General features: G+C 47.6%; 18 protein-coding genes and 1 tRNA gene. 11 read left to right on the forward strand and 8 right to left on the reverse strand.

The genetic code is table 11. The features are described from left to right. The first annotated feature begins 173 nt into the window (after positions 1 to 173). The 3 genes from BZG80_RS13355 (at position 174) to BZG80_RS13365 (ending at position 2,064) form a co-directional block, all read left to right on the forward strand. Entirely contained in the window at positions 174 to 752 is a 579-nt protein-coding gene (locus tag BZG80_RS13355; RefSeq protein ID WP_077679582.1) for a BON domain-containing protein, read from the forward strand. Positions 753 to 784: 32 nt separating this feature from the next. Continuing rightward, positions 785 to 1,066 carry a hypothetical protein gene (locus BZG80_RS13360; RefSeq protein WP_077457317.1) on the forward strand — a complete coding sequence of 94 codons (282 nt, stop codon included), beginning with the start codon at positions 785 to 787 and terminating at the stop codon, positions 1,064 to 1,066. A gap of 146 nt (positions 1,067 to 1,212) precedes the next feature. Further along, positions 1,213 to 2,064 (forward strand): EamA family transporter, encoded by an 852-nt coding sequence (locus BZG80_RS13365; RefSeq protein ID WP_077679583.1) that lies wholly within the window; start codon positions 1,213 to 1,215, stop codon positions 2,062 to 2,064. Positions 2,065 to 2,164: 100 nt separating this feature from the next. Here the strand turns inward: BZG80_RS13365 and glpD are convergent, their stop codons facing one another. The 4 genes from glpD to BZG80_RS13385 all read right to left on the reverse strand — a co-directional run bounded on the left by glpD (position 2,165) and on the right by BZG80_RS13385 (position 7,449). Continuing rightward, positions 2,165 to 3,706 carry a glycerol-3-phosphate dehydrogenase gene (gene glpD / locus BZG80_RS13370; protein ID WP_077679584.1) on the reverse strand — a complete coding sequence of 514 codons (1,542 nt, stop codon included), beginning with the start codon at positions 3,704 to 3,706 and terminating at the stop codon, positions 2,165 to 2,167. A 295-nt stretch (positions 3,707 to 4,001) separates the two neighbouring features. After that, positions 4,002 to 5,525 (reverse strand): glycerol kinase GlpK, encoded by a 1,524-nt coding sequence (gene glpK, locus BZG80_RS13375; protein WP_077460889.1) that lies wholly within the window; start codon positions 5,523 to 5,525, stop codon positions 4,002 to 4,004. Between the two features lie 63 nt (positions 5,526 to 5,588). Further along, positions 5,589 to 6,458, reverse strand: a complete 870-nt coding sequence (locus BZG80_RS13380) for an MIP/aquaporin family protein (protein ID WP_025744339.1) — start codon at positions 6,456 to 6,458, stop codon at positions 5,589 to 5,591. 286 nt (positions 6,459 to 6,744) lie between these two features. Beyond that, positions 6,745 to 7,449 carry a riboflavin synthase gene (locus BZG80_RS13385; protein ID WP_025744340.1) on the reverse strand — a complete coding sequence of 235 codons (705 nt, stop codon included), beginning with the start codon at positions 7,447 to 7,449 and terminating at the stop codon, positions 6,745 to 6,747. A gap of 153 nt (positions 7,450 to 7,602) precedes the next feature. Here BZG80_RS13385 and BZG80_RS13390 point away from each other — a divergent pair, with 153 nt between their 5' ends. Together BZG80_RS13390 and BZG80_RS13395 are read left to right on the forward strand one after the other, a co-directional pair. Continuing rightward, positions 7,603 to 9,777 carry a TonB-dependent receptor domain-containing protein gene (locus tag BZG80_RS13390; RefSeq protein ID WP_198532958.1) on the forward strand — a complete coding sequence of 725 codons (2,175 nt, stop codon included), beginning with the start codon at positions 7,603 to 7,605 and terminating at the stop codon, positions 9,775 to 9,777. A gap of 168 nt (positions 9,778 to 9,945) precedes the next feature. After that, a complete protein-coding gene (locus BZG80_RS13395) occupies positions 9,946 to 10,959 on the forward strand; it encodes a 2-hydroxyacid dehydrogenase (protein ID WP_077679586.1) in 1,014 nt (337 codons plus the stop codon). A gap of 63 nt (positions 10,960 to 11,022) precedes the next feature. Here BZG80_RS13395 and yiaY read toward each other — a convergent pair whose 3' ends face one another. After that, positions 11,023 to 12,171, reverse strand: a complete 1,149-nt coding sequence (gene yiaY / locus BZG80_RS13400) for an L-threonine dehydrogenase (protein WP_025744342.1) — start codon at positions 12,169 to 12,171, stop codon at positions 11,023 to 11,025. Between the two features lie 283 nt (positions 12,172 to 12,454). Here yiaY and BZG80_RS13405 point away from each other — a divergent pair, with 283 nt between their 5' ends. After that, positions 12,455 to 13,093 (forward strand): OmpA family protein, encoded by a 639-nt coding sequence (locus tag BZG80_RS13405; RefSeq protein ID WP_025744343.1) that lies wholly within the window; start codon positions 12,455 to 12,457, stop codon positions 13,091 to 13,093. Between the two features lie 82 nt (positions 13,094 to 13,175). On the opposite strand, the gene BZG80_RS13410 is transcribed toward BZG80_RS13405, so the two are convergent. Further along, positions 13,176 to 14,732, reverse strand: a complete 1,557-nt coding sequence (locus BZG80_RS13410; RefSeq protein ID WP_241833913.1) for a cryptochrome/photolyase family protein — start codon at positions 14,730 to 14,732, stop codon at positions 13,176 to 13,178. Between the two features lie 196 nt (positions 14,733 to 14,928). On the opposite strand from BZG80_RS13410, the gene BZG80_RS13415 reads away from it, so the two are divergent. Beyond that, positions 14,929 to 15,465 carry a hypothetical protein gene (locus tag BZG80_RS13415; protein WP_077460883.1) on the forward strand — a complete coding sequence of 179 codons (537 nt, stop codon included), beginning with the start codon at positions 14,929 to 14,931 and terminating at the stop codon, positions 15,463 to 15,465. 87 nt (positions 15,466 to 15,552) lie between these two features. Further along, the gene (locus BZG80_RS13420) at positions 15,553 to 16,215 is read left to right on the forward strand and encodes a glutathione S-transferase (RefSeq protein ID WP_077460882.1); all 663 of its coding nucleotides are present in this window, start codon (positions 15,553 to 15,555) and stop codon (positions 16,213 to 16,215) included. Between the two features lie 23 nt (positions 16,216 to 16,238). Here the strand turns inward: BZG80_RS13420 and BZG80_RS13425 are convergent, their stop codons facing one another. Continuing rightward, a complete protein-coding gene (locus tag BZG80_RS13425; protein ID WP_025744346.1) occupies positions 16,239 to 16,904 on the reverse strand; it encodes a glutathione S-transferase family protein in 666 nt (221 codons plus the stop codon). A 338-nt stretch (positions 16,905 to 17,242) separates the two neighbouring features. On the opposite strand from BZG80_RS13425, the gene BZG80_RS13430 reads away from it, so the two are divergent. Further along, positions 17,243 to 18,850: a peptide ABC transporter substrate-binding protein gene (locus BZG80_RS13430; RefSeq protein ID WP_077679588.1), complete on the forward strand. Its 1,608-nt coding sequence runs from the start codon at positions 17,243 to 17,245 to the stop codon at positions 18,848 to 18,850. A 103-nt stretch (positions 18,851 to 18,953) separates the two neighbouring features. On the opposite strand, the gene BZG80_RS13435 is transcribed toward BZG80_RS13430, so the two are convergent. After that, positions 18,954 to 19,029: transfer RNA gene (locus tag BZG80_RS13435), tRNA-Asn, on the reverse strand. A 213-nt stretch (positions 19,030 to 19,242) separates the two neighbouring features. Between BZG80_RS13435 and BZG80_RS13440 the strand changes: the two genes are divergently transcribed. Then, positions 19,243 to 21,159 carry an alkaline phosphatase family protein gene (locus BZG80_RS13440; protein ID WP_445177065.1) on the forward strand — a complete coding sequence of 639 codons (1,917 nt, stop codon included), beginning with the start codon at positions 19,243 to 19,245 and terminating at the stop codon, positions 21,157 to 21,159. A gap of 103 nt (positions 21,160 to 21,262) precedes the next feature. Continuing rightward, positions 21,263 to 21,502, forward strand: coding sequence for a YdcH family protein (locus tag BZG80_RS13445; RefSeq protein ID WP_025744348.1), 240 nt, complete (start codon positions 21,263 to 21,265; stop codon positions 21,500 to 21,502). Positions 21,503 to 21,509 lie beyond the last annotated feature (7 nt).

Genomic DNA, 21,509 nt, shown 5'->3' on the forward strand with positions numbered 1-21,509 from the left:
AGTAATAATTACACCCATACAAGTAATTATTACTTAATTAGTAGTTAAACAAGCAAAAGAAAAAATCATAACTGACTGATTATTAATTAAATTTAAAACTGGCACAGTATTCGCAGGCTTCAAGGTAGCAACGCCACCATGTTGCTCACATTCATAGGAAAAAGGAGGAGTTAATGAAGACGACTCATCAAGGTCGATTTCATCCTTTGTTCGTATCATTGGGGTTAGCACTGACACTGGGTGCTTCGTCGGCATATGCAGACAGCAGCAAAAACCAGTGGCAAGACCAAGCTAAAGATGCGTGGATTGATGGCAAAGCCGAATCCATGCTGATGGTTAATACTGACCTAAACAACTTTGATATCAACACAGATGTAGAGCAAGGTGTGGTTATCTTAACGGGAAACGTAGACACTGAGTTGGATAAGAGCTTAGCTGGTGGTCTTGTGCGCCAAATTGACGGGGTCAGTCAGGTGGAAAATGATCTCACCGTTTCTCAACCCGCCAGCAAAGCCGCAGACTTAGGGCAAGCCGTTGTCGACACAAAAGTAAGTGCGGCATTAAAAACGAGCTTGCTACTTAATCCAGATATTAGCGGAACCAATATTAATGTCTCCGTTGAAGACGGCGTGGCAACCTTATCCGGAAAAGTCAAAAGTGATGGCGCTCGTGATCTAGCCGTCTTAATGGCGGAAAACGCCCAAGATGTCGAGCGTGTCATTGATGAACTTAAAGTAGAAGAAAATGCCTAAGGGTATTGACAAACCCCTAATAAGGAGATGCTATGCAACGCCAAGAAATGATTGAAAAATTACACGGCCGCTTACATGACTGGAATCAAGAAATTGATAAGCTTGAAGCCAAAGCGAACGTCGCATCAGCAAATGCAAAAGCCGAATACCGTGAGTCGATCGAGCACTTAAGAGCGCGAAAAGAACAAGCAAAAACGCGCATTGATGAGCTTCAAAATGCCAGTGACGAGGCGTGGGATGATATTAAACAAGGCGCCGAACAAGCATTAACATCACTTAAAGAAGCTTACGACTCGGCCAAACAGAAATTCTAGTCGACGAAAGACGCATCGAGACGTGCGCGCTACATGCAATACGCGTCAAAAGCAATGCGCGTCAAAAACACTGCCGCTCTCATCGGAGCGGCTTTTTTTTGTCTTTATGTTAAGGTAAGACTTTAATATCACCAAGGAGAGGAAACATGCAGGCTCGCGCGCTTTTTATCGCTATATTGAGTGTTTTTGGCGCCATGTGCGCGATTCAATTCGGTGCATCGTTTGCCAAGCAGCTGTTTCCTCTGGTGGGGCCTGTCGGGACAAGTGCTCTGCGAGTCGGGTTTTCCGCCCTGATACTATGGCTGGTTTTTCGGCCTTGGCGCCAATGGCCTCGTGGACGTCACTGGCGCGCTATTAGCGTTTATGGCAGTTGCCTGGGTGGCATGATGCTGCTGCTTTATTTAGCGATTGAAACCATTCCTCTCGGGATTGCCGTTGCACTCGAATTTACGGGTCCTCTTCTGGTTGCATTGCTTTCAATACGGCGCGCGCGGGACAGCCTTTGGATTGTGCTCGCCGTCGGCGGTGTGATCACATTGCTCCCGGATCTATCAGGCGTAAATGCCCTCGACCCACGAGGGGTTGCATACGCCCTAGCCGCCGGGGGCTGCTGGGCTGGCTATATTTTATTTGGTCAAAAAGCGGGCAATCTAGCGCCAGGCGGCGGCACTGTTGCACTGGGGATGACGGTTGCTGCGCTCTATCTTGTACCCGCGGGCTACGTTGCCACCGATGGCGCTCTGCTCCAGTGGAAACTGCTGCCATTGGGCATTGCGGTGGCACTCATTTCTAGCGCTATTCCCTACTCGTTAGAGATGATCGCGCTGCGAAATATGCCTAAGCAAACCTTCAGTGTGATGATGAGTTTAGAGCCCGCCGTTGCCGCAATGGCAGGGCTATTGGTTCTCGACGAGCAACTTGCACTGCGCCAATGGCTCGCCATCGGTATGGTAATCACTGCCTCGTTAGGCAGTACGTTATCGGCTAAAAGGCATTAACGAAAAGGCACTAACACCAACCAATAGAAAAGAGCGCCGATGGTCGGCGCTCTTTTTAGTCATCGAATCTTGTTCTCTGAACCGCTCACTTTACCAAGTGTTAGCTCGCTTCACTCAATGGCAGTGCATGCACCTTGACGCGCTGTTGCTCGATGTACTGGCTAATCGCATCAGCCTGCTCTTCAGTCAAATAGAGACCAAGCTTCGTACGGCGCCATAGCGCGTCTTCAACATGCTGCACAAACTCGTGTTGAATGAGATAATTTAGCTCAGCTTGATAAACACCATCTGCAAACTGACGTCCCATATCTGCCTCGCTGGTGCAGCCTTTCATCAACTGATGGGTGCAAGTGCCGTATGTGTCCACAAATCGCTGCGCCGTCTCGTGACTTAACCACGGGTAACGTTGCTTGATTGACATGGCCAGATCATCGCGACCACAGCTGAAGTCACCACCAGGTAACGTTCCGTTTGCGGTCCAAGGCTGACCCATTTTATCGAAAAATGGCTCAAGTTTATGTATGGCTGATTCGGCCAGTTTACGATACGTCGTGAGCTTACCGCCGAAGATAGATACGAGCGGCGCTTGACTGCCCTGCTGCTCTAACTCAATGGTATAGTCACGTGTCATTGCCTGCGGTGAATCCGATTCGTCATCACATAGAGGACGCACACCACTGTAGGTCCAAATAACATCCTCGCGTTTGATTTGGTGCGTAAAATGCTGATTGACCACATCAACCAGATAATCAACTTCAGCATCATCAATTTTAGCTTCACGCGGATCCGCTTTGTGTTCAACATCCGTGGTGCCAATCAGTGAAAACTTATCCAGGTAAGGGATCACAAATACAATACGACCATCATTATTTTGCAGAATATAGGCTTGTGGATCTTGATGGATACGTGGCACCACCATATGAGAGCCTTTGATCATTTTGATCCCACGTGGCGATTTTTCATGAAGACTATCGTCGTAGAATTGTTTGACCCAAGGCCCTGTTGCATTCACCAAGGCTTTCGACTTGCGCTCAAAACGCTCGCCGGTATGTGCATCTTCTAAGGTAACACGCCAGATATTGTTTTCACGCTCTGCCGTCACCACTTTACAATAGTTACGGACTTCACCGCCTTTCTCTTTGGTAAACTGAGCGTTAAGCAGTGTGAGACGCGCATCATCTACCCACGCATCAGAGTACTCAAAACCGATCTTCATCTCTTTTTTCATATAGCCGGTTTTACTGAGATCCACTTTGTGGCTACTTGGTAACGTCGAACGTTTACCTAAATTGTCATATAAAAAGAGGCCACAACGAATCATCCACGCGGGGCGCAGATAAGAGCGATGCGGCAAACGAAAGCGCATAGGAAAGGCAATATGCGGCGCTTTATTGATTAGCACTTCACGCTCTGCTAGCGCTTCGGAAACCAAACGAAATTCATAATGCTCTAAATAGCGAAGCCCGCCATGAATCAACTTTGAGCTTGCTGACGATGTGGCCGATGCGAAATCTTTTGCATCGTACAATCCAACATTAAGCCCGCGACCTGCTGCATCTGCAGCGATGCCCGCACCATTGATACCGCCTCCCACGACGATAATATCGAGTAATGCTTCTTGATGAGTATTATGCGTAGTCATTATTAGCCGACCTTGTCCAGATATGAGCGAACGAACATTAATTGATGGGTATAACTGTATATCAACTTTCGTTTTCGGTCACTATTAATGTTCGAAAAATTATTATCGAGTGTGACAAGTGTAGAATAAGTGTTATAAAAATGCGTGAATTGTGAACCGTAAAGCCAAGATTAACGTAGCAGAAGCAGGTCGTTGTCACTCTGTTATTCAATAAAGCAGAATTCACCCGTCTGCGTTCAGGCATAAAAAAAGGCGCGAAAACGCGCCTTTTGAAGATAACTCGGTTTAGACGTAATTAAATGTCTTCTTCCTCATCATGAAGCTGTGCCCATGCCTGAGCACATTTTACCGCACGCTTCCAACCACGGTAACGACGGTTCCGCTTTTCTTCATCCTGATGAGGCTCAAAGCTACGATTGAGTTTCGCTTTGTCTTTTAACTCATCCAGGCTACCCCAGAAACCAACAGCCATCCCCGCAAGATAACCTGCGCCCAGCGCCGTGACTTCCGTCACTTCGGGACGGTGAACTTCCGTATTAAGCACATCGGCTTGGAATTGCATCAAGAAGTCATTGGCAACGGCACCACCATCCACGCGTAACGCCGCGAGCTTGATACCTGAATCGGCTTGCATTGCATCCAATACGTCACGAGTTTGGTAAGCAATCCCTTCCAATGTTGCTCGAATAATATGGTTTGAATTCACACCGCGCGTTAAGCCTACAATAGTACCGCGGGCATATGCATCCCAGTAGGGGGCGCCTAATCCCGTGAAAGCCGGGACCACATAAACACCATTTGACGTATCGACTTTAGTGGCAAAATACTCAGAATCGTGCGCGTCTTCGAGCACTTTAAGCTCATCACGTAACCACTGGATAGAGGCTCCGCCCATAAAGACCGCGCCCTCAAGCGCATAAGAAGGTTCACCCTGTGGACCACAACCAATCGTCGTCAGCAGGCCATGAGAAGACGTAACTTTCTCTTGCCCGGTATTCATCAGCAAGAAGCACCCTGTGCCGTAGGTATTTTTCGCTTGTCCGGCTTCTACACACATTTGACCAAATAGCGCAGCCTGTTGGTCACCCGCGATCCCAGCAATTGGAATACGTGTCCCGCCTTTACCGCCGATATTCGTTTGCCCATATACCTCAGAAGAGCGACGCACTTCAGGTAACATTGAAGCGGGGATACCGAGCTCATCGAGCATTTTTTGATCCCAGCACATATCATTGATATTAAACAACATAGTTCGTGACGCATTGGTATAATCCGTCACATGCACACGCCCTTGGGTCATTTTCCAGACCAGCCAGGTATCCACGGTACCAAACAATAGCTTACCCGCTTCTGCGTCCTCTCGCGCGCCTTCGACGTTGTCCAAAATCCACTTCACTTTTGTACCTGAGAAATACGGATCAAGTACAAGCCCAGTGTTATCGCGAACATATGAAGTTAAACCACGCTCGCGCAAGTCATCACAAATGTCGGCGGTACGACGGCATTGCCACACAATCGCGTTGTACACAGGTTTTCCGGTTTCTTTATTCCAGACTACCGTGGTTTCACGCTGGTTTGTAATACCGATACCCGCAATCTCATCACTGCGGATACCCGTTTTGCCCAACACCTCAACTAAGGTGGAGCTTTGTGTCGCGTAAATTTCCATTGGATCATGCTCGACCCAACCGGCTTGAGGATAAATCTGGGTAAATTCGCGCTGAGACACACCCACAATATTCGCGTCATGATCCATGACGACGGCGCGTGAGCTGGTAGTACCTTGGTCTAGAGCCACGATATATTTGTGCGCAGACATAATCGGGTTTCCTTCTATCTCTTATATTTTAGTCGTTATGGCGCACTAACGCGCCCATGCTACTTATGCGTTTACTTTTTGCGTTTCGGTTTCAGCCAGCTCCAGCTCCTCATCATCACACTGGTTAGGAATGGTGCAACCGTGGCCCTCTTGAGGCAGGTATGGGGCAATCACTTTTGGATACAGCCAACCACCGAAACACGCCCCTAAAATTGGTGCGACAATGGGCACAATAAAGTACGGAATATCGCGTGCGCCTGTCAGGGCATAATCCCATCCGGCAAAGAAGGCAAATAGTTTAGGACCGAAATCACGCGCAGGGTTCATTGCAAAACCGGTCAATGGACCTAACGAGCCACCGATAACCGCAATCAAAATACCGATGAGTAATGGATTCATTGGGCCACGTGCAGCGCCATTATTTTCATCGCCTAGCGCTAAGATGCCAAACATCAACACCGCTGTGATCACAAATTCAACCGCCATGGCGCCCATGAAAGACAGAGCTTGATGCGGATACGTTGAGAAGATACCTGCGGTTGCTAAGGCCTCGGGGCTACTCCGAACAACATTATTGGCTAACTCCCACTCGACGAAAAGATTGCTATATAGACTGTAAACAAGTGCGGCGGACGCAAACGCACCAAGCATTTGCGAAATAATGTAGGGAACAACTTTACTTTTATCAAAGCCATGGAAGGCCGCGAGAGCGATGGTAACGGCAGGATTAATATGCGCGCCTGAGACACCTGCTGTGCAGTAAATGGCAATCGCCACACCAAAGCCCCAGACGATACTGATTTCCCACTGACCAAAATCGGCGCCAGTCAGTACCAGCGCTGCCACACAACCCACGCCAAAGAAAATGAGCAAGCCCGTGCCGATAAACTCGGACACGCACTCGCCTAATAGAGTCGACGATGCTTTTTTCATGATGATTATCCTTGTCACTGTTAGTAGGGGTACACGTTCAAAACCACACTACCATTTTGCATAATCACAGCATCTCGAAAACAAACTCACAACAAAAATGAGCGTTCGAGCATAATTTTATGACTTAATACTGACATTTTTGTTAACTACATCATTATTTGAGCATGTTCGCGCACAAAATGCGCAAACACAGTGGGATGGCTAGAAAGCTAGGGATGGCAAGGCTTGGCGCCCCTCATATCCATGCAGTGATCGTTGAGGAGCGCGCTTTGTTGTTATCTTTTTGTTATCGAGAGGTTGGCATTGAGACCCCAAGTGTATCAAGATCGATCCCTTTCTCCTTTGCTAACGATTCGAGCACAGGAAGTAAGGGGCCAAGCTTTTCGCTCAACGTATCACGCACGGTATCCACCATCACTTGGGTTTGTCGCTCGATTTCTATATTAACGGAATCACCGACAGTCTTTCGCTCGAACGTTGTCATTCGCCGCGTCTCTGGGATCAACCAAACGTCAAACCACCCTTCATCCTTGTTTACGTCGGCAATGGTCAAGCTTGCACCATTAATAGCGATATAGCCTTTGGCAAAGATGTAGCGCATCCATGACGTTGCTAAGGAAAATCGCAATCGACAATTTTCCTCTTGAAACAGCACGTCATGCACTAAAGCACAGCAATCCACATGCCCCGATAACGGATGTCCGCCGATTTCTGCGCCATCTTTCGCTGCTCGCTCCGCATTCACGCTATCGCCAGTATTAAACGAACGTAACGTCGTTATCGCTAAGCTTTGTAGCATCACATCAAAACGCACAAGATTCGCTTCTAATCGCTCAGTGACCGTCAAACATACGCCATCAATGGCGACACTGGCACCAATTTCTAATCCATCACAAAAGCCATCTGGGAAGCGAATATCGAACGTTCGGATACCTTGGTGATCGCGACAAACGTCAATATTTGCCACCGCTTGAATAATTCCGGTAAACATGGGGGATATCCTATTAAGAATTTCCCATCATCATACTGCTTGGCAACAAAAATAACCAACTCGCACAAGTGATAATCAATCTCATTAGCATTGATAGTTGTGATTAGCCGGCGTATAGTGCGCATTTTTATACGTCAGTAAAGTATTATGAGTATGCCGTATCCTTCTTTATGCTTTGCCATTTTGGCAGCCTTCGCTATTGGCATTCATACCGCCAGTGCTAACACGAATCGCTCTCCCGACAGCATTGAAACCATTAAGGTGCAAGGTGAGCAACTAAACCATCCTATTACCCTTATTTCACCGGGAAAATCGACTTTAGAGCTGGACGATATTCAACGCGAACAGGCTCATAACATCGGAGAGTTGGTCATGAAAATGCCCGGCGTCTCACTTGATGCCGGTGCGCGCCCAGGCAGTGAACGTATCAATGTGTGGGGGTTTTCTCACCCCTCAGCACTATCTGTCCGTATAGATGGTGCTCCAGTCGGATTTCAACAGTATCGATATGGCAGTTTTTTCCTCGATCCTCAGTTGCTAAGATCTGTCCGCGTGGTAAAAGGCGATCATAACGTTCGTGCCAGTGTGGGCGCCTTTGGCGGCAGTTTTATTATGGAAACAAAAGAAGCTGCAGACTTTCTTGATGCGGATGAGTCAATCGGTGCGACGGCTCAGGCTGGCTTTAATAGCGTGAACCAACAATGGAAACGCAGTATTACTGCCTTTGGCAAATCCGACTCTGGCTGGTCGGTATTGCTCCATGGGTCAAAACGTGATGCAGATGATATTGAGCTAGGAAACGGAGAGACATTTGATTTCTCGGGCTACGCCCAACATAGCTTGCTCGGTAAAATTCATTATCAATCTGGTGCGCATGATTTTATGTTAAGCCACACACGGTATGACGACCAGGGAAGAAAACCGTGGGCAAATCGACGCGGCGCCATGCCTTCGATCAGTAATTACAAAATAGATAAGTATGGTAGCTACGAAGCGGCATTATTTGCCACATCGGTGGATAATCATTATCGCGAGTATACCAGTACCCTGAATTACCACTATCAACCGTTTAATAACTTTATAGACACTAGTGTCGTGATCGCACATTCACAAAACCATCGTTATTGGGAAAGACCCGACAGCACCTATCAATCTTATATTTCTTCGGGTCAATACGGTCATCAGGTATGGTTATCATATGAGCGTTGGTTTGCAGAATTGACGAATACTAGCCACTTCGGTGATCACGAAATTATGATCGGCGCTCAATACCAAGACCAAAACCGAGACTCTCGCGTTTACAATCATACTTATCGAAAAAAACCAGCGAAAAACTACGGGTACTATACACCAAACTTTGAACCATCTGGTGAACAGCGAACTCAAAGTGCGTTTGTCCAAGATAGATACTTCATTACTCCAGATCTCGAACTAACCGCCTCGCTGCGCTATAACCATATTCGATCAGAGGGCGTGCCAAACTTAGCACCTGATTATAACGACCCATCTGTAGGTCATGACTATAGTGCTGTTACTCACCAGGGTTGGGAGCCGCGTATTGCATTGGTCTACGATGTCAGTCCATCTACGCAAATCAAAGCCGCCTATGCTTATGGCTTGAAAGCACCAACAATTGACGAATTGTATACGGTGCAGTATGCAAGAGCCTCTAAACGGGCCTCGACAAGTCGGGATCTTTCCGTGACTCGAGTCAATGCGTATCTATTAGGTATGACTAATGAGCATCAACGTGTGTTGACTGAAAGCGATCACTTTGCTACTGAGGTCACGCTGTTCTGGAATGACATCATTCATGACGTTGCTCAGCGTCGTGGCATAAATGCGACAAAACAAAAAGAAGGCTACTATACCAACCTAGAAGGGCTATATACCTACGGCCTCGACGCACAGTTACAATATCGTCTCTACGATTGGTTCACCGATGCGTCTGTTTCTATTGTTAGGGGGAAACATAAAGGATCATTGCGCGATAGCACGGGCGCAGACGAATACTGGTACGAAACCCCACCACTAAGTGCAATGTTCGGTATCGGACACCAACTGACAGATACCATTCAAATCGCATGGCAAGGGCAGTATTGGGACGAGCAAGATCGTGTTCCTAACGAGCCTTCTTTGCACACTGCAAACGTGGCAAGTGACGCCTACTTTTTCCAAAACTTGTATGGTGAATGGAAGCCCAGTGATGATTTTGTACTACGTGCCACTATCGTCAATCTTACCGATCAATATTACTCACCCTACCTTTCTGCCGGCGTGCCAGCAGCTGGCCGAGATATACGCATTAATGCCACTATTAGGTTCTAGGCAAGCGAGGGAGACACAACATTATCAAAGCCGAACACAAGTTCGGCTTTGCAATTTCGTACCATAACCGACACGATTATCCTGATAAATTTAATGGTTTATTTCTGATCAAAATCACGTTATTGATAGAGACCATTCACCTCCCCCGATTAAACCGGAGGCTATTTAATGACGACCATTGCCGTATTTAGCGCGAAATCTTATGACAAGGCCGCCTTTACTCATGTCAACGACGCACTTGCGTACACGTTTGAGTTTCATGATTTCCAACTCACTGACAAAACAGCCAAAATGGCGCAAGGTGCCGAGGTGGTTTGTGCGTTTGTAAACGATGATTTGTCTCGCCCCGTACTTGAAATTCTCGCAAAGGCAGGGACTTCTCTCGTAGCCTTGCGTTGCGCTGGCTACGACCGTGTCGATCTCGACGCAGCTAAATCACTGGGGATCACGGTTGTGCGCGTACCCGCGTATTCGCCTGAATCGGTCGCCGAGCACACGGTTGGCATGATGATGTGTCTTAATCGTCGTTTCCATAAAGCGTATCAACGTACCCGCGACGCGAACTTTGAGCTTGAGGGTTTAGTCGGCTTCAACTTTCATGGCAAAACAGCGGGGATTATTGGTACAGGAAAAATTGGTATTGCGACCATGCGCATTCTCAACGGCCTAGGGATGCGTCTACTTTGCCACGATCCCTATCAAAACCCACAGGCCCTTGAACTGGGGGCGGAATATGTTTCAAAAGAAACGCTTTATGCGCAAAGTGATGTGGTTTCTTTGCATTGCCCCATGTCTAAAGAGAACTACCATTTACTCAGTGCCAACGCATTCAATCAAATGAAAGACGGTGTGATGGTGATAAACACCAGTCGGGGCGAGCTTCTTGATTCTGTCGCGGCCATCGAAGCACTCAAACAAGGCCGAATTGGCTCATTAGGCTTAGATGTCTACGACAATGAGCGCGACCTCTTTTTCCAAGATAAATCGAATGATGTGATTGTGGATGACGTATTTCGTCGGCTTTCAGCCTGCCACAACGTATTGATTACCGGCCACCAGGCTTTCTTAACCAAAGAAGCACTGCACAACATTGCCGAGACCACATTGGCGAACATTCAGATCGTACTAAGTGGTCAGACTTGCCAAAACCAAATCGTCGAAGTGGAAGACAGAAGCGATTAACGCCGATTAAAAAAGGCCTGATCGCTCAGGCCTTTTGTTCTTCAATATCGATTTAGCGGCTGATTACATGGCTTCCATGAAAATTTTAGCAATTTCTTCATGGGTTGCTTGCTTCGGATTGGTAAACCCGCAAGCATCTTTGAGCGCATTTTCCGTCAACACATCAATATCGTCTTGTTTAACGCCCAATTCATTCAGGCCTGCAGGAATACCTACATCCGTTGACAACGACTGAATCGCTTGGATTGCGGCTTTCGCACCTTCATCCTCAGTCATGTTTTCGGTATCAACGCCCATCGCAGTTGCCACATCGCGTAAACGACTTGCACAGACTTGCGCGTTATAGCGCTGAACATGGGGGAGCAATACCGCGTTACACACACCATGAGGGAGGTCATAAAATCCGCCGAGCTGATGTGCCATGGCATGCACATAGCCGAGCGACGCATTATTGAATGCCATACCGGCCATAAACTGCGCATAAGCCATTTGTTCACGTGCCTCAATATTCTGTCCGTCAGCCACGGCGGTACGAAGGTGCTCTTGAATCAAGGTCATTGCTTTGAGCGCGACGGCATCCGTGATCGGTGTCGCGGCGGTTGATACATACGCTTCAACGGCGTGAGTTAATGCGTCCATTCCGGTCGCCGCGGTTAGTGAAGCTGGCTTCGCGAGCATAAGCTCAGGATCATTCACCGAGATAATTGGCGTGGTATGCTTATCGACAATCGCCATCTTAATATGACGTTCTTCTTCAGTAATAATACAAAAACGCGTCATCTCAGATGCCGTGCCAGCCGTTGTATTGATCGCAATCAGTGGCAGTTGAGGTTTCGCCGATTGATCGACACCTTCATAATCACTGATATGGCCGCCGTTCGTGGCAACTAAAGCGATACCCTTCGCACAATCATGCGGCGATCCGCCACCCAAAGAGATCACGCAGTCACATTGATTCGCTTGCAAAAGCTCAAGGCCTTGCGCCACATTGCCGGTTGTTGGGTTAGGCTGAGTACCGTCATACACCACACTGTCAACCTGGCGACTATCCAGTAACGCCGCGATTTGTTTGACGACACCAATTTCGTTCAGCACCTTATCGGTGACAATGAGGGCTTTTTTAAATCCATGCGATTGAATAGCGTCTGCGGCTTCTGAAAGGCATCCGGCACCCATAAGGTTAACCGCTGGGATAAAGAAAGTGCTCGACATGATCCTTGACTCCTTTTGTAGGGATAACAGAGGTTTTAGCAGAAAGTGCTTTCCCCTTTTGATGCCATTTTGTAACACGCCATTAGTTCGTCACATTTTGATCCAGCGCAATTTGCTAGGCAAGACAAACAAAATAAAAGACAAAACTGAGAGTTGTGTCTGCGACGGAGTCCATTGTGTTTAAAACATCAGCAGAAAATCATTTTTTTGACACTTTCTTGAAGAATAATGTCTAACATGCAATAGAGTAGAGTCATCGCTAACTTGTGATAGAGAGAACACAATGGGAACAAAATATAAACTGACTGCGGTTGCGGTTTTGACTGCCTCACTGGCATTAACAGGCTGTGAATCCATGTCGAATGCCCAAAAAGGTGCGGCCATTGGCGCGATCACCGGTGCGATTGCGGGTAAGTCCACCTCCAACCACAAAGATAAACGCGCATTTATCGGGGCAGCCATTGGCGCGATCGGTGGTGCCGCGGTGGGCAACTATATGGATAAGCAAGAGCAGGCTTTCCGTGAGGAATTGGCAGGCTCCGGGATTCAAGTAGTGCGAGAAGGGGATAACATTCGTTTGATCATGCCATCGAATATTACCTTTGGATTGGATCAAGATGCTATCGCCGCCGACTTCTATCCCACCCTCAATGCGGTTTCCAACGTCATGCGCAAATACGACAAAACCTTTTTAAGCATTGAGGGCCATACCGACAACACAGGGGCAGCCTCATACAACCAAGGCTTGTCTGAGCGACGTGCGATGAGCGTTAAACGCTATCTTGCCAGCCAGTCTATCGACAATGCGCGCCTTTATACCTCTGGATTTGGCGAAACACGTCCACTCGTTGCCAATAACAGTGCATCCAATCGCGCATTGAATCGTCGGGTTGAGATTCAAGTGGTGCCAAACACCCAATAGCGGCGGTGATTAGTCAAGAGTGACACAACACGGTGCGCTTATTGGCAGTAAGCGCACCGTAAAGAGGTATTGACCACCAACACTAGAGATTATCGAGGTGAGCAAGCAAATAGTCTGCACGCTCAAGCATGGCCTCGCGCTGGGCAGCGTCCATTTTATCCCAGTTTCTGTAAGGCATGGCCATTCTTGGATTTCGACTAAAGCGATCGCGATGACGCTGCATAAAATGCCAATAAAGTGCATTCAGTGGACACGCGTTATCCCCCACTTTCTCTTTCACTGAGTAATGACAATCGCCGCAATAATCACTCATGCGATTAATATAAGCGCCACTAGCCGCATAGGGTTTCGTGCCAACCAACCCGTTATCAGCAAATTGCGTCATCCCCCTAGTGTTAGGCATCTCAACCCATTCTATCGCATCAATATAAATCGATAAGTACCAGTCATCAACGGCATCTGGGTTAATACCGGCTAGCAAGCAAAAGTTCCCCGTTACCATGAGTCGTTGAATATGGTGTGCGTAGGCCGTTTGCAATGACTGGGTCACCGCTTGAGACAAACAGCGCATTTTGGTTTGCCCATCCCAGAAATAACGCGGGAGTGGTCGATTTGCCTCGAGGACATTTTTCTCTGCATAAGCAGGCATATTTGCCCAATATACGCCACGTATGTACTCCCGCCAGCCTAAAATTTGACGCACAAAGCCTTCGATCTGCGCCAGGTTGATGGCATCACTATGTCGGAAATACTCAATCGCGACGGTAATAACCTGCATGGGATGAAGTAACTTTGCATTCAGTGCAAACGACAAACGGCTGTGATAGAGGCTCCATTGGTGATCGCTACGACCCGTCATGGCATCTTGAAACTGACCAAACAGAGGCAAGCAATGACGGCAAAAGTGATCCAACAAGGCTTTCGCCTGTGAACGTGTCACAGGCCAGAGTAGGTCTGGTGCAGGTTCACCGATCGTCGCAACGTTATGCCGTTTGATACGAGCTAAAATATCGCGAACATCGTTACTGAATACTAAGGGAGACGGAATAGCAGCTAAATCGCTTTTTTTGAGCTTGTTACGATTATCTTGATCGTAATTCCAGCGTCCTCCTTCTGGCGCATCACCGTCCATCAGGACACCAAACTGGCGACGCATATCCCGATAAAAATACTCCATTTTACGATGTTTATTCGCCGTAAACTGAGTCGCTATATGCTCGTAAGGCAATAAAAAGTGCTCTGTATCAACACATTGGATTGCCACTTTATCGGGGAGATTGAGCGCGATGAGTTGGTGCGAAAGCCGATACTCGTCCGGCCGCTGATACGCAAAGGTGTTTACCTGATAATGTTCACACAAAGCACTTATTAGCGCGGGTAAATCTTGATAGCGTTGAGTGTCATCTAAAGTGAGGTAACAGACATGGTGACCCGCCTGCTCAAGTGCATGGGAAAAGGCCGCCATCGCCGCGAAGAATGCGCTTACCTTTTGGACATGATGCCTGACATAGTTGGCTTCTTGGTTAAGCTCCGCAACCAAATAAAGCACAGAGTCATCGGTCTGTTTAAACCATGAATGGCTCGCATTGAGCTGATCGCCCAGCACCAAGCGCAAAGTTCTATAGTGCGTGCTCTTCACTGGCACCTCGTTGTCATAATAAGTGTTGCAAGATAAATGTTGCAAAATCATACGCAGCAAACCACATTTTCGATGATTGCCTAGCTCAACCAGCTTGAATATCTACCAAAACGCTCTACATTGGTCCAAACACTAGCCATTATGCCCTACTCTTATGCGCGCACTTCTTGTCAGATTTTGCCTGTTGATCACTCCAATGATAGTTGTCTATCCGACATTGGCAATGAATGAGCCCGCTAGCCAGTTTGTACAAGACCTTCGCTTCCACGGCTACATAGATAATTACGGTAACGTAAAACTGCGGTTTGCGCCGATTACAGCACTCCCTGCAGGGTTCAAAACAAAAGGGTACCTGGATATTGAAGCCAGTGATATTGTACGGCTACCTCGCGGATTAGAGGTGGGCGGGTATTTTAACGCGGCCAATACCGCTTTGAAGCAGCTACCGAGGATGAAAGTCGGTGGCTATATTAACCTGACCAATACACAAATAACGCGTCTGCCCCCTAACCTCGTGGTGCGAGGCGATTTAAGCCTGGTCAATACGCCATTGACAGCGCTCCCTCAGCGTCTATTTGTTGAAGGCAATTTATACCTCACGAACTCACCGATAAACGCTATTCCTGACGATATCTATATCGGCGGCAATCTGTATATTCGCGGTACAAATATTCAAGAAATCAGTCCGGATCTTCGTATCGAAGGACAAGTCCTTCCCGCTCTTACCCAATGATCTGCCAACCATTATTGATCGAATCAGCATTAGAGTCGTACGTTATCCCGAGCCTAGTTTTTAAATTACAGTCTAAAACGGTCCGATATGATTACTTTACATCATTTAGAGCAATCGCGGTCTCAGCGTATTGTTTGGTTATTGGAGTCTTTGGCGGTTCCATATCAGTTGGTTCGCCACCAGCGTGACCCAAAAACCAAACTCGCACCGCGTGAGTTGAAACAAATACACAGCTTGGGGAAAGCGCCCGTGATCGAAGACGGGGACATTGTGATTGCGGAATCTGGCGCAATCATTGAATATTTGTTAGATACATACGGGGATGGCAGCTTAATACCTGAAACAAAAACAGAGAAGAGCCTCTATCGATACTGGATGCATTATGCCGAAGGCTCTCTGATGCCACCATTGGTGATGTCTCTGATATTCAGTAAAATTCCAGAATCTCCCATGCCATTTTTTATTCGGCCCCTAGCCCGGAAGCTGATGGATGGTGTGAAGCAGCAGTTCCTGACGCCGCAGTTACACGACCATTTCGCTATGATAGATAATCATTTAGCGCATCATAAATGGCTCTGTGGGGACCAAATCACAGCGGCCGATATTCAAATGAGTTTTCCATTATTGGCAGCGCGCCCACAGCTTCATACCGAACATCACGCCAACATTTTTCGCTATCTGGAGCAAGTTGAGCAGCAACCCGGCTACCAGAATGCGTTATGCGTGGTCGGCCCCCTAAAAACACTGTAACAAAGACAGTGTTAAGGCTTGTATTATGCAGGCAGAGTCGACTCTGCTTGCATGATCCAACGCTGATAGCCTGGCAAATCAGCTAACTGCTGATACCAGCGAGAGATATTAGGTGGCAAGGTTAAAGACGCCTCATTATGCAAGCTATGGATCAAACTTCCTATCGCAATATCAGCCAATGTTATGCGATCTGATGCGAGATATTTTTGCTCCGCCAGTACCTCATCGATTCGTTCCAGATGATAACGACACTGCTCTAGCGCCTTTTCTCGTGATGACATAGCTTGTGATGACATAGCTTGTGAAGACATAGCTTGTGAAGACATAGCATGTGGGTGGTCAGAGGCTGAAGAGAATAACGCCCTTTTAATAACGGGTTGGAATGAGGAGAGACACCAGTCCATCCAGCGTTCATAACATGATCGTTGAAACGCACAATCCGGATACCACATTTTGTTACCATAACAAGCAACGAGGTAGCGCAATATGGTATGTGACTCCCACACGCTATTCGGGCCGTCTTCTAAAACGGGGGTTTGTTGCATCGGACAACGCTCAGCGATGGCTTGTGCGTCACGATGGCTATGACGAATATCGACTTCTTCTAGCGCAATACTTAAATCCAGCTCCTCAATCAACCACATCACTTTCTGAACATTTATTGACAGCGGATGTCCGTACACTTTCATTTTACTCTCCTTGTAACAGTCAGAAGCAGTTCCTTGCCTTGATTTTATTTGATTTAAGATGAATGTTTGAGGCTCGCATAATCCAACGAGCTTAGCAAGTCATCGTGTTTCTATGCTAAAAGCATGACAACTTAGCCATACAAACACCAGGAAGACCAACGATCATGCTGCTTTAATCGCTTAAACCCCTGTTTAATGCTGCTCGCGAGGTGTCACCTTTTATTGCTGTCACCAACGCGCATCATATTTCTTTCATCTAGGTTTTATTTCATCAGCAATTAGGGTTAATCTATTGATTGTTAAGATTTATTAACAAAACACTCAACCAAGGAAGGCTTATGAAAATCAAGATACTCGCCAGTGCCATGGCGTTAGCATTATGCAGTTCAGCGTTTGCCGCCCAAGTGCCAGAGAATGTCACCCTTGCTAATGAACAGACCCTCATTTGGGGCGTCGCCGGTGAAGTACCAACACTAGACCCAACCAAATCCAGCGATACCGCCAGCAATAAAATTATCTCTGATTTATTTGAAGGGTTAATGATTCGCAATCCAGAAGGCGAGGTTGTGCCCGGCCTGGCGAAAGACTGGGAAATCAGTGACGATGGACTTAAATATACGTTTCATCTACGTGATGCGAAATGGTCAGACGGTGAGCCTATAACGGCCGACGACGTTATCTTTACCTTACGACGCGTCGTCGATCCTGTTACAGGTGCGCCTTACGCTTGGTATTTAGGGACCGCCAATATTCAGAACGCAAAAGCGATCACTGACGGCGAAAAGCCAGCAGAGCAACTCGGGGTTAAAGCCATTGACGATCACACGGTTGAGTTTACCCTGGAACGTCGTACGCCTTACTTCCCCAATATGCTGACTCACTCATCAACGTATCCAGTACCACAACATGCGCTTGAAGCGTTTGGTGACAGCTGGACTCGCCCCAACAATATGGTGAACTCGGGTGCCTACAATCTCACTAACTGGGTCATTAATGAGCGCATTGATCTTGAGCGAAATCCGCTTTATTGGAACGACAAAGAAACAGTGATTAATAAGACTTCGTATGTTGCATCAAGTAATGTCAATGCTGAATATAACCGTTATCGTACCGGCGAGATCGATATCACCTCGAGCTTCCCTTTGGAAGCGTATGATCAAATCAAAAAAGAACGCCCTAATGAATTGATCACCATGCCGTCTTTGGCAACCTATTATTACTTATTTAATACCGAAAAGGCCCCTTTTGACGATGTCAGAGTGCGCAAAGCCTTATCTTATGCCATTGATAGAAACATCATCACCGATATTATTCTCGGCCAAGGCCAAATTCCTGCGTATGGCGCTACCCCACCAGCGATTAACCACTTTGAGGCACCCAAGCTTGAATGGGCGGAAATGAGTCAGGATGCGCGCTATCAAAAAGCCAAATCCTTATTGGCGGAAGCCGGGTTTACGCAAGACAATCCACTGGAGTTTGAACTGGTTTACAACACTATGGAGTCACACAAAAAACTGGCACTGGCAGTAACCTCGATGTGGAAACGCCACCTCCCGGTTGATGTCAACTTAGCCAACCAAGAGTGGAAAACCTTTTTACAAAAAGTGCTGCAAAAAGATTTTGATGTCGCCCGAGACGGTTGGATTGGTGACTATAACGAAGCATCGACGTTCTTGAGCTATTTCAGTAGTGACGGTATGAATAAAACCAGTTGGGGGAATAAAGATTATGATCACGCGCTGGATCAAGCTCTAACGGTCGTCGACCCAGAAAAACGCAACGATTACTATCAAGAAGCTGAGCGTATTTTTGCTCGCGACATGCCAGCCATTCCGCTGTACTTCTACACACGTAGTGTGATTAAAAGCCCTAAAGTAGGCGGTTATAACGTTGAGAACCCGAATAAATTGCGGTACACCCGTAATCTATACATAACGCAAAATTAATGGCAGAAAGTGCAAACGCCACGCTACCTAGCGTGGCGTTTGACAATACGTGACAAAAGCCAAAAAAAAACGCCAGTCTTTCGACTAGCGCTTTCTCTAAATTTGGCTCCCCCAACTGGACTCGAACCAGTGACATACGGATTAACAGTCCGCCGTTCTACCAACTGAACTATGGGGGAATTGTCTTTTTCGACAACGAGCGAGATGATAGGCAATCCATTATCTCGGTGCAACCCTTTTTTCAATAAATCCCCACATACTCGGCTCGAATGGCTAAAAAGGCAACAAATCAGACGATTAAACTATCTTCTTTGCACTCACGTAGGTAAAAGTACAAATATACAACCCAGTAGCCCAGTAGCCCAGTAGCTGATTTCGAGGACCCAGAGACATTGGATAAAGACGCATCGCTCCCACTCTTTATTGCCGGCCCCATGCTACGGCGTACGACACAGCATGAAGTGACGTTATGGTCAGTGCTAACACAAAAGCCCGAAGATGGCACCGTGTCAGTTTATCAGCACAACCAGATATTAGCATCCATGCCATTGTCAGCCGGACATTGGTTTCGTCTTGGCGAGCGTGCGTGGGTCGTGCTTCATCATCTCCGGTCGGCTCATGGGTTTCCCGTCGATCTCCCGTTGTCATACGATATACAGATCAACCACAGGGGAATGGCGGACATCCAACCGGATATCTTGTATGACAACGAGCAAGCGCCCTCTTTTTGTATTCCCTCAAAAGCCACCCACATCGCACATGGCTCATGCCGACATCCCCACCATTGCTGCGATGATGCCCTCGTCACTCTCGACCAACATTTGGCCACGACCCCCATACCACACTGGCCCAATATGTTGATTATGAGTGGGGATCAAATCTACGCAGATGACGTCGCCACGCCGATGCTGCAGCGTATTCGCCGGTTAATTGCCGTATTAGGTCTTAAAAATGAGTATTTCGAGGCCGCGCCCATTGTCGACTGCCGTGCCTTGGATACACATCCTGACAGCTATGTTCAACGTGGCAAGCTCCTCCCTAGCCAGCGCGCGGAAAAGGGCGGCCGTTTAGAGAGACTGTTTGGTCAACCACAGCCTATTTTTACCTCCAAAACCGTCTCCAATCACTTGATAAGCTTTGCAGAACACGTCGCCATGTATTTGCTGGTTTGGGCTCCCGTTTCTTGGACGCTAACAGACGGACCTCATCTTCATCTCCCCAGTCAACTTACCGACAGTCAACGCGAACGCTATCAACAAGAAACACTCGCACTCAATGCCTTTCGTTCCGGTTTAACCGGTGTGCAGCGACTATTCGCACATCTATCAACCTATATGATCTTTGATGACCATGACATCACGGATGATTGGAATATCACCGTCGGTTGGGAGCAGGCCGCGTATCTCAATCCCTTTTCTCGTCGCATTATCGGCAATGGTCTGATGGCTTACTGGTTGTGCCAAGGTTGGGGCAATGCGCCCGATAACTTTGGCCAAGACTTTCTCACTACCGCTCGCCAAAGCGCCTATCAGCCCATTAGTGTTTGCGACCTGGACACACAAACAGAGACGCACCAGGCTATGGTGGAGCAATGTCTGCGCTTTGAGCACTGGCATTACACGGTACCAACCACGCCACATCTTGTTGTGTTAGATACACGCACTCGTCGCTGGCGATCCGAGTCACGAATGAATAAACCGTCGGGCCTGATGGACTGGGAAGCACTGATGGATTTTCAACATGATCTGTTAAGGCATGATAGCGCGGTGATCGTCTCTGCCGCTCCCATGTTTGGCGTTAAATTTATCGAGGTATTACAGCGAATTGCGACCTGGCTAGGCGCGCCGACTGTCGTCGATGCCGAAAACTGGATGGCCCACCCAGGGAGTGCCAATACGCTACTCAGTATTTTTCGTCATCAACGTACGCCCACCAATTATGTGATTTTATCTGGGGATGTGCATTACTCGTTTGCTTATGATATTCGAATCCGATTTCGCACCCATAGTCCGCGTTTGTGGCAAATAACTGCCAGTGGTTTCAAAAACCGCTTCCCCGAGCCACTTCTGAGCTTTTGCGAGTGGTGCGATCGCGTTTTATTCAGCCCACTGTCTCCACTGAATTGGCTCACTAAACGCAAGCGTATGCGCATTGATCGGCGCGACCCTGATACGCCAGGCCCGAAGCGTCTCGTTAATGCCAGCGCCGTAGGATTGGTCACCTTGAATGAAGATGGCTCTCCACGCACCATTAGCCTTCTGAAGACCGATGGTCAACGCGTCTCTTTTCCCGAAAAGACAAAGACCTAGACAGCTCGCCTACTACATCACCGTGATTATCATCGATGAAATTTGGATAATCGCGGTAAGCAGGCCTAACCTTATAAAAGGCAGGCCGATAACAGGAGGCTGTATGCAAGGAGAAAACCACGCACTCGTTTTTGATTTTCCGGAGCATCGCGATCGTATCCACCACCTTAAGCAATATGACCCCGCGTTTCAGCTCGATGCGCAACGCTATCATCAACTCGATCACCATATTCGTGGTTTAGAGATGAACCAAATCCCCACCAGCGACGACATATTTACTGCCATGAAACGACAGCGCGCGCACCTCAAAGACCGCTTGTACGAAAAACTACGCACACATTAATGGGAGG

This window comes from Salinivibrio sp. MA440 (genome assembly GCF_001996265.1).
GTDB classification, from domain to species: Bacteria; Pseudomonadota; Gammaproteobacteria; order Enterobacterales; family Vibrionaceae; genus Salinivibrio; species Salinivibrio costicola.

Bases quoted from the DNA above. Each gene is read 5' to 3' on its own strand.
- BZG80_RS13355 (WP_077679582.1), top strand. From the start codon at position 174: ATGAAGACGACTCATCAAGGTCGATTTCATCCTTTGTTCGTATCATTG.
- BZG80_RS13360 (WP_077457317.1), top strand. From the start codon at position 785: ATGCAACGCCAAGAAATGATTGAAAAATTACACGGCCGCTTACATGAC.
- BZG80_RS13365 (WP_077679583.1), top strand. From the start codon at position 1,213: ATGCAGGCTCGCGCGCTTTTTATCGCTATATTGAGTGTTTTTGGCGCC.
- glpD (WP_077679584.1), bottom strand. From the start codon at position 3,706: ATGACTACGCATAATACTCATCAAGAAGCATTACTCGATATTATCGTC.
- glpK (WP_077460889.1), bottom strand. From the start codon at position 5,525: ATGTCTGCGCACAAATATATCGTGGCTCTAGACCAAGGTACTACCAGC.
- BZG80_RS13380 (WP_025744339.1), bottom strand. From the start codon at position 6,458: ATGAAAAAAGCATCGTCGACTCTATTAGGCGAGTGCGTGTCCGAGTTT.
- BZG80_RS13385 (WP_025744340.1), bottom strand. From the start codon at position 7,449: ATGTTTACCGGAATTATTCAAGCGGTGGCAAATATTGACGTTTGTCGC.
- BZG80_RS13390 (WP_198532958.1), top strand. From the start codon at position 7,603: ATGCCGTATCCTTCTTTATGCTTTGCCATTTTGGCAGCCTTCGCTATT.
- BZG80_RS13395 (WP_077679586.1), top strand. From the start codon at position 9,946: ATGACGACCATTGCCGTATTTAGCGCGAAATCTTATGACAAGGCCGCC.
- yiaY (WP_025744342.1), bottom strand. From the start codon at position 12,171: ATGTCGAGCACTTTCTTTATCCCAGCGGTTAACCTTATGGGTGCCGGA.
- BZG80_RS13405 (WP_025744343.1), top strand. From the start codon at position 12,455: ATGGGAACAAAATATAAACTGACTGCGGTTGCGGTTTTGACTGCCTCA.
- BZG80_RS13415 (WP_077460883.1), top strand. From the start codon at position 14,929: ATGATAGTTGTCTATCCGACATTGGCAATGAATGAGCCCGCTAGCCAG.
- BZG80_RS13420 (WP_077460882.1), top strand. From the start codon at position 15,553: ATGATTACTTTACATCATTTAGAGCAATCGCGGTCTCAGCGTATTGTT.
- BZG80_RS13425 (WP_025744346.1), bottom strand. From the start codon at position 16,904: ATGAAAGTGTACGGACATCCGCTGTCAATAAATGTTCAGAAAGTGATG.
- BZG80_RS13430 (WP_077679588.1), top strand. From the start codon at position 17,243: ATGAAAATCAAGATACTCGCCAGTGCCATGGCGTTAGCATTATGCAGT.
- BZG80_RS13445 (WP_025744348.1), top strand. From the start codon at position 21,263: ATGCAAGGAGAAAACCACGCACTCGTTTTTGATTTTCCGGAGCATCGC.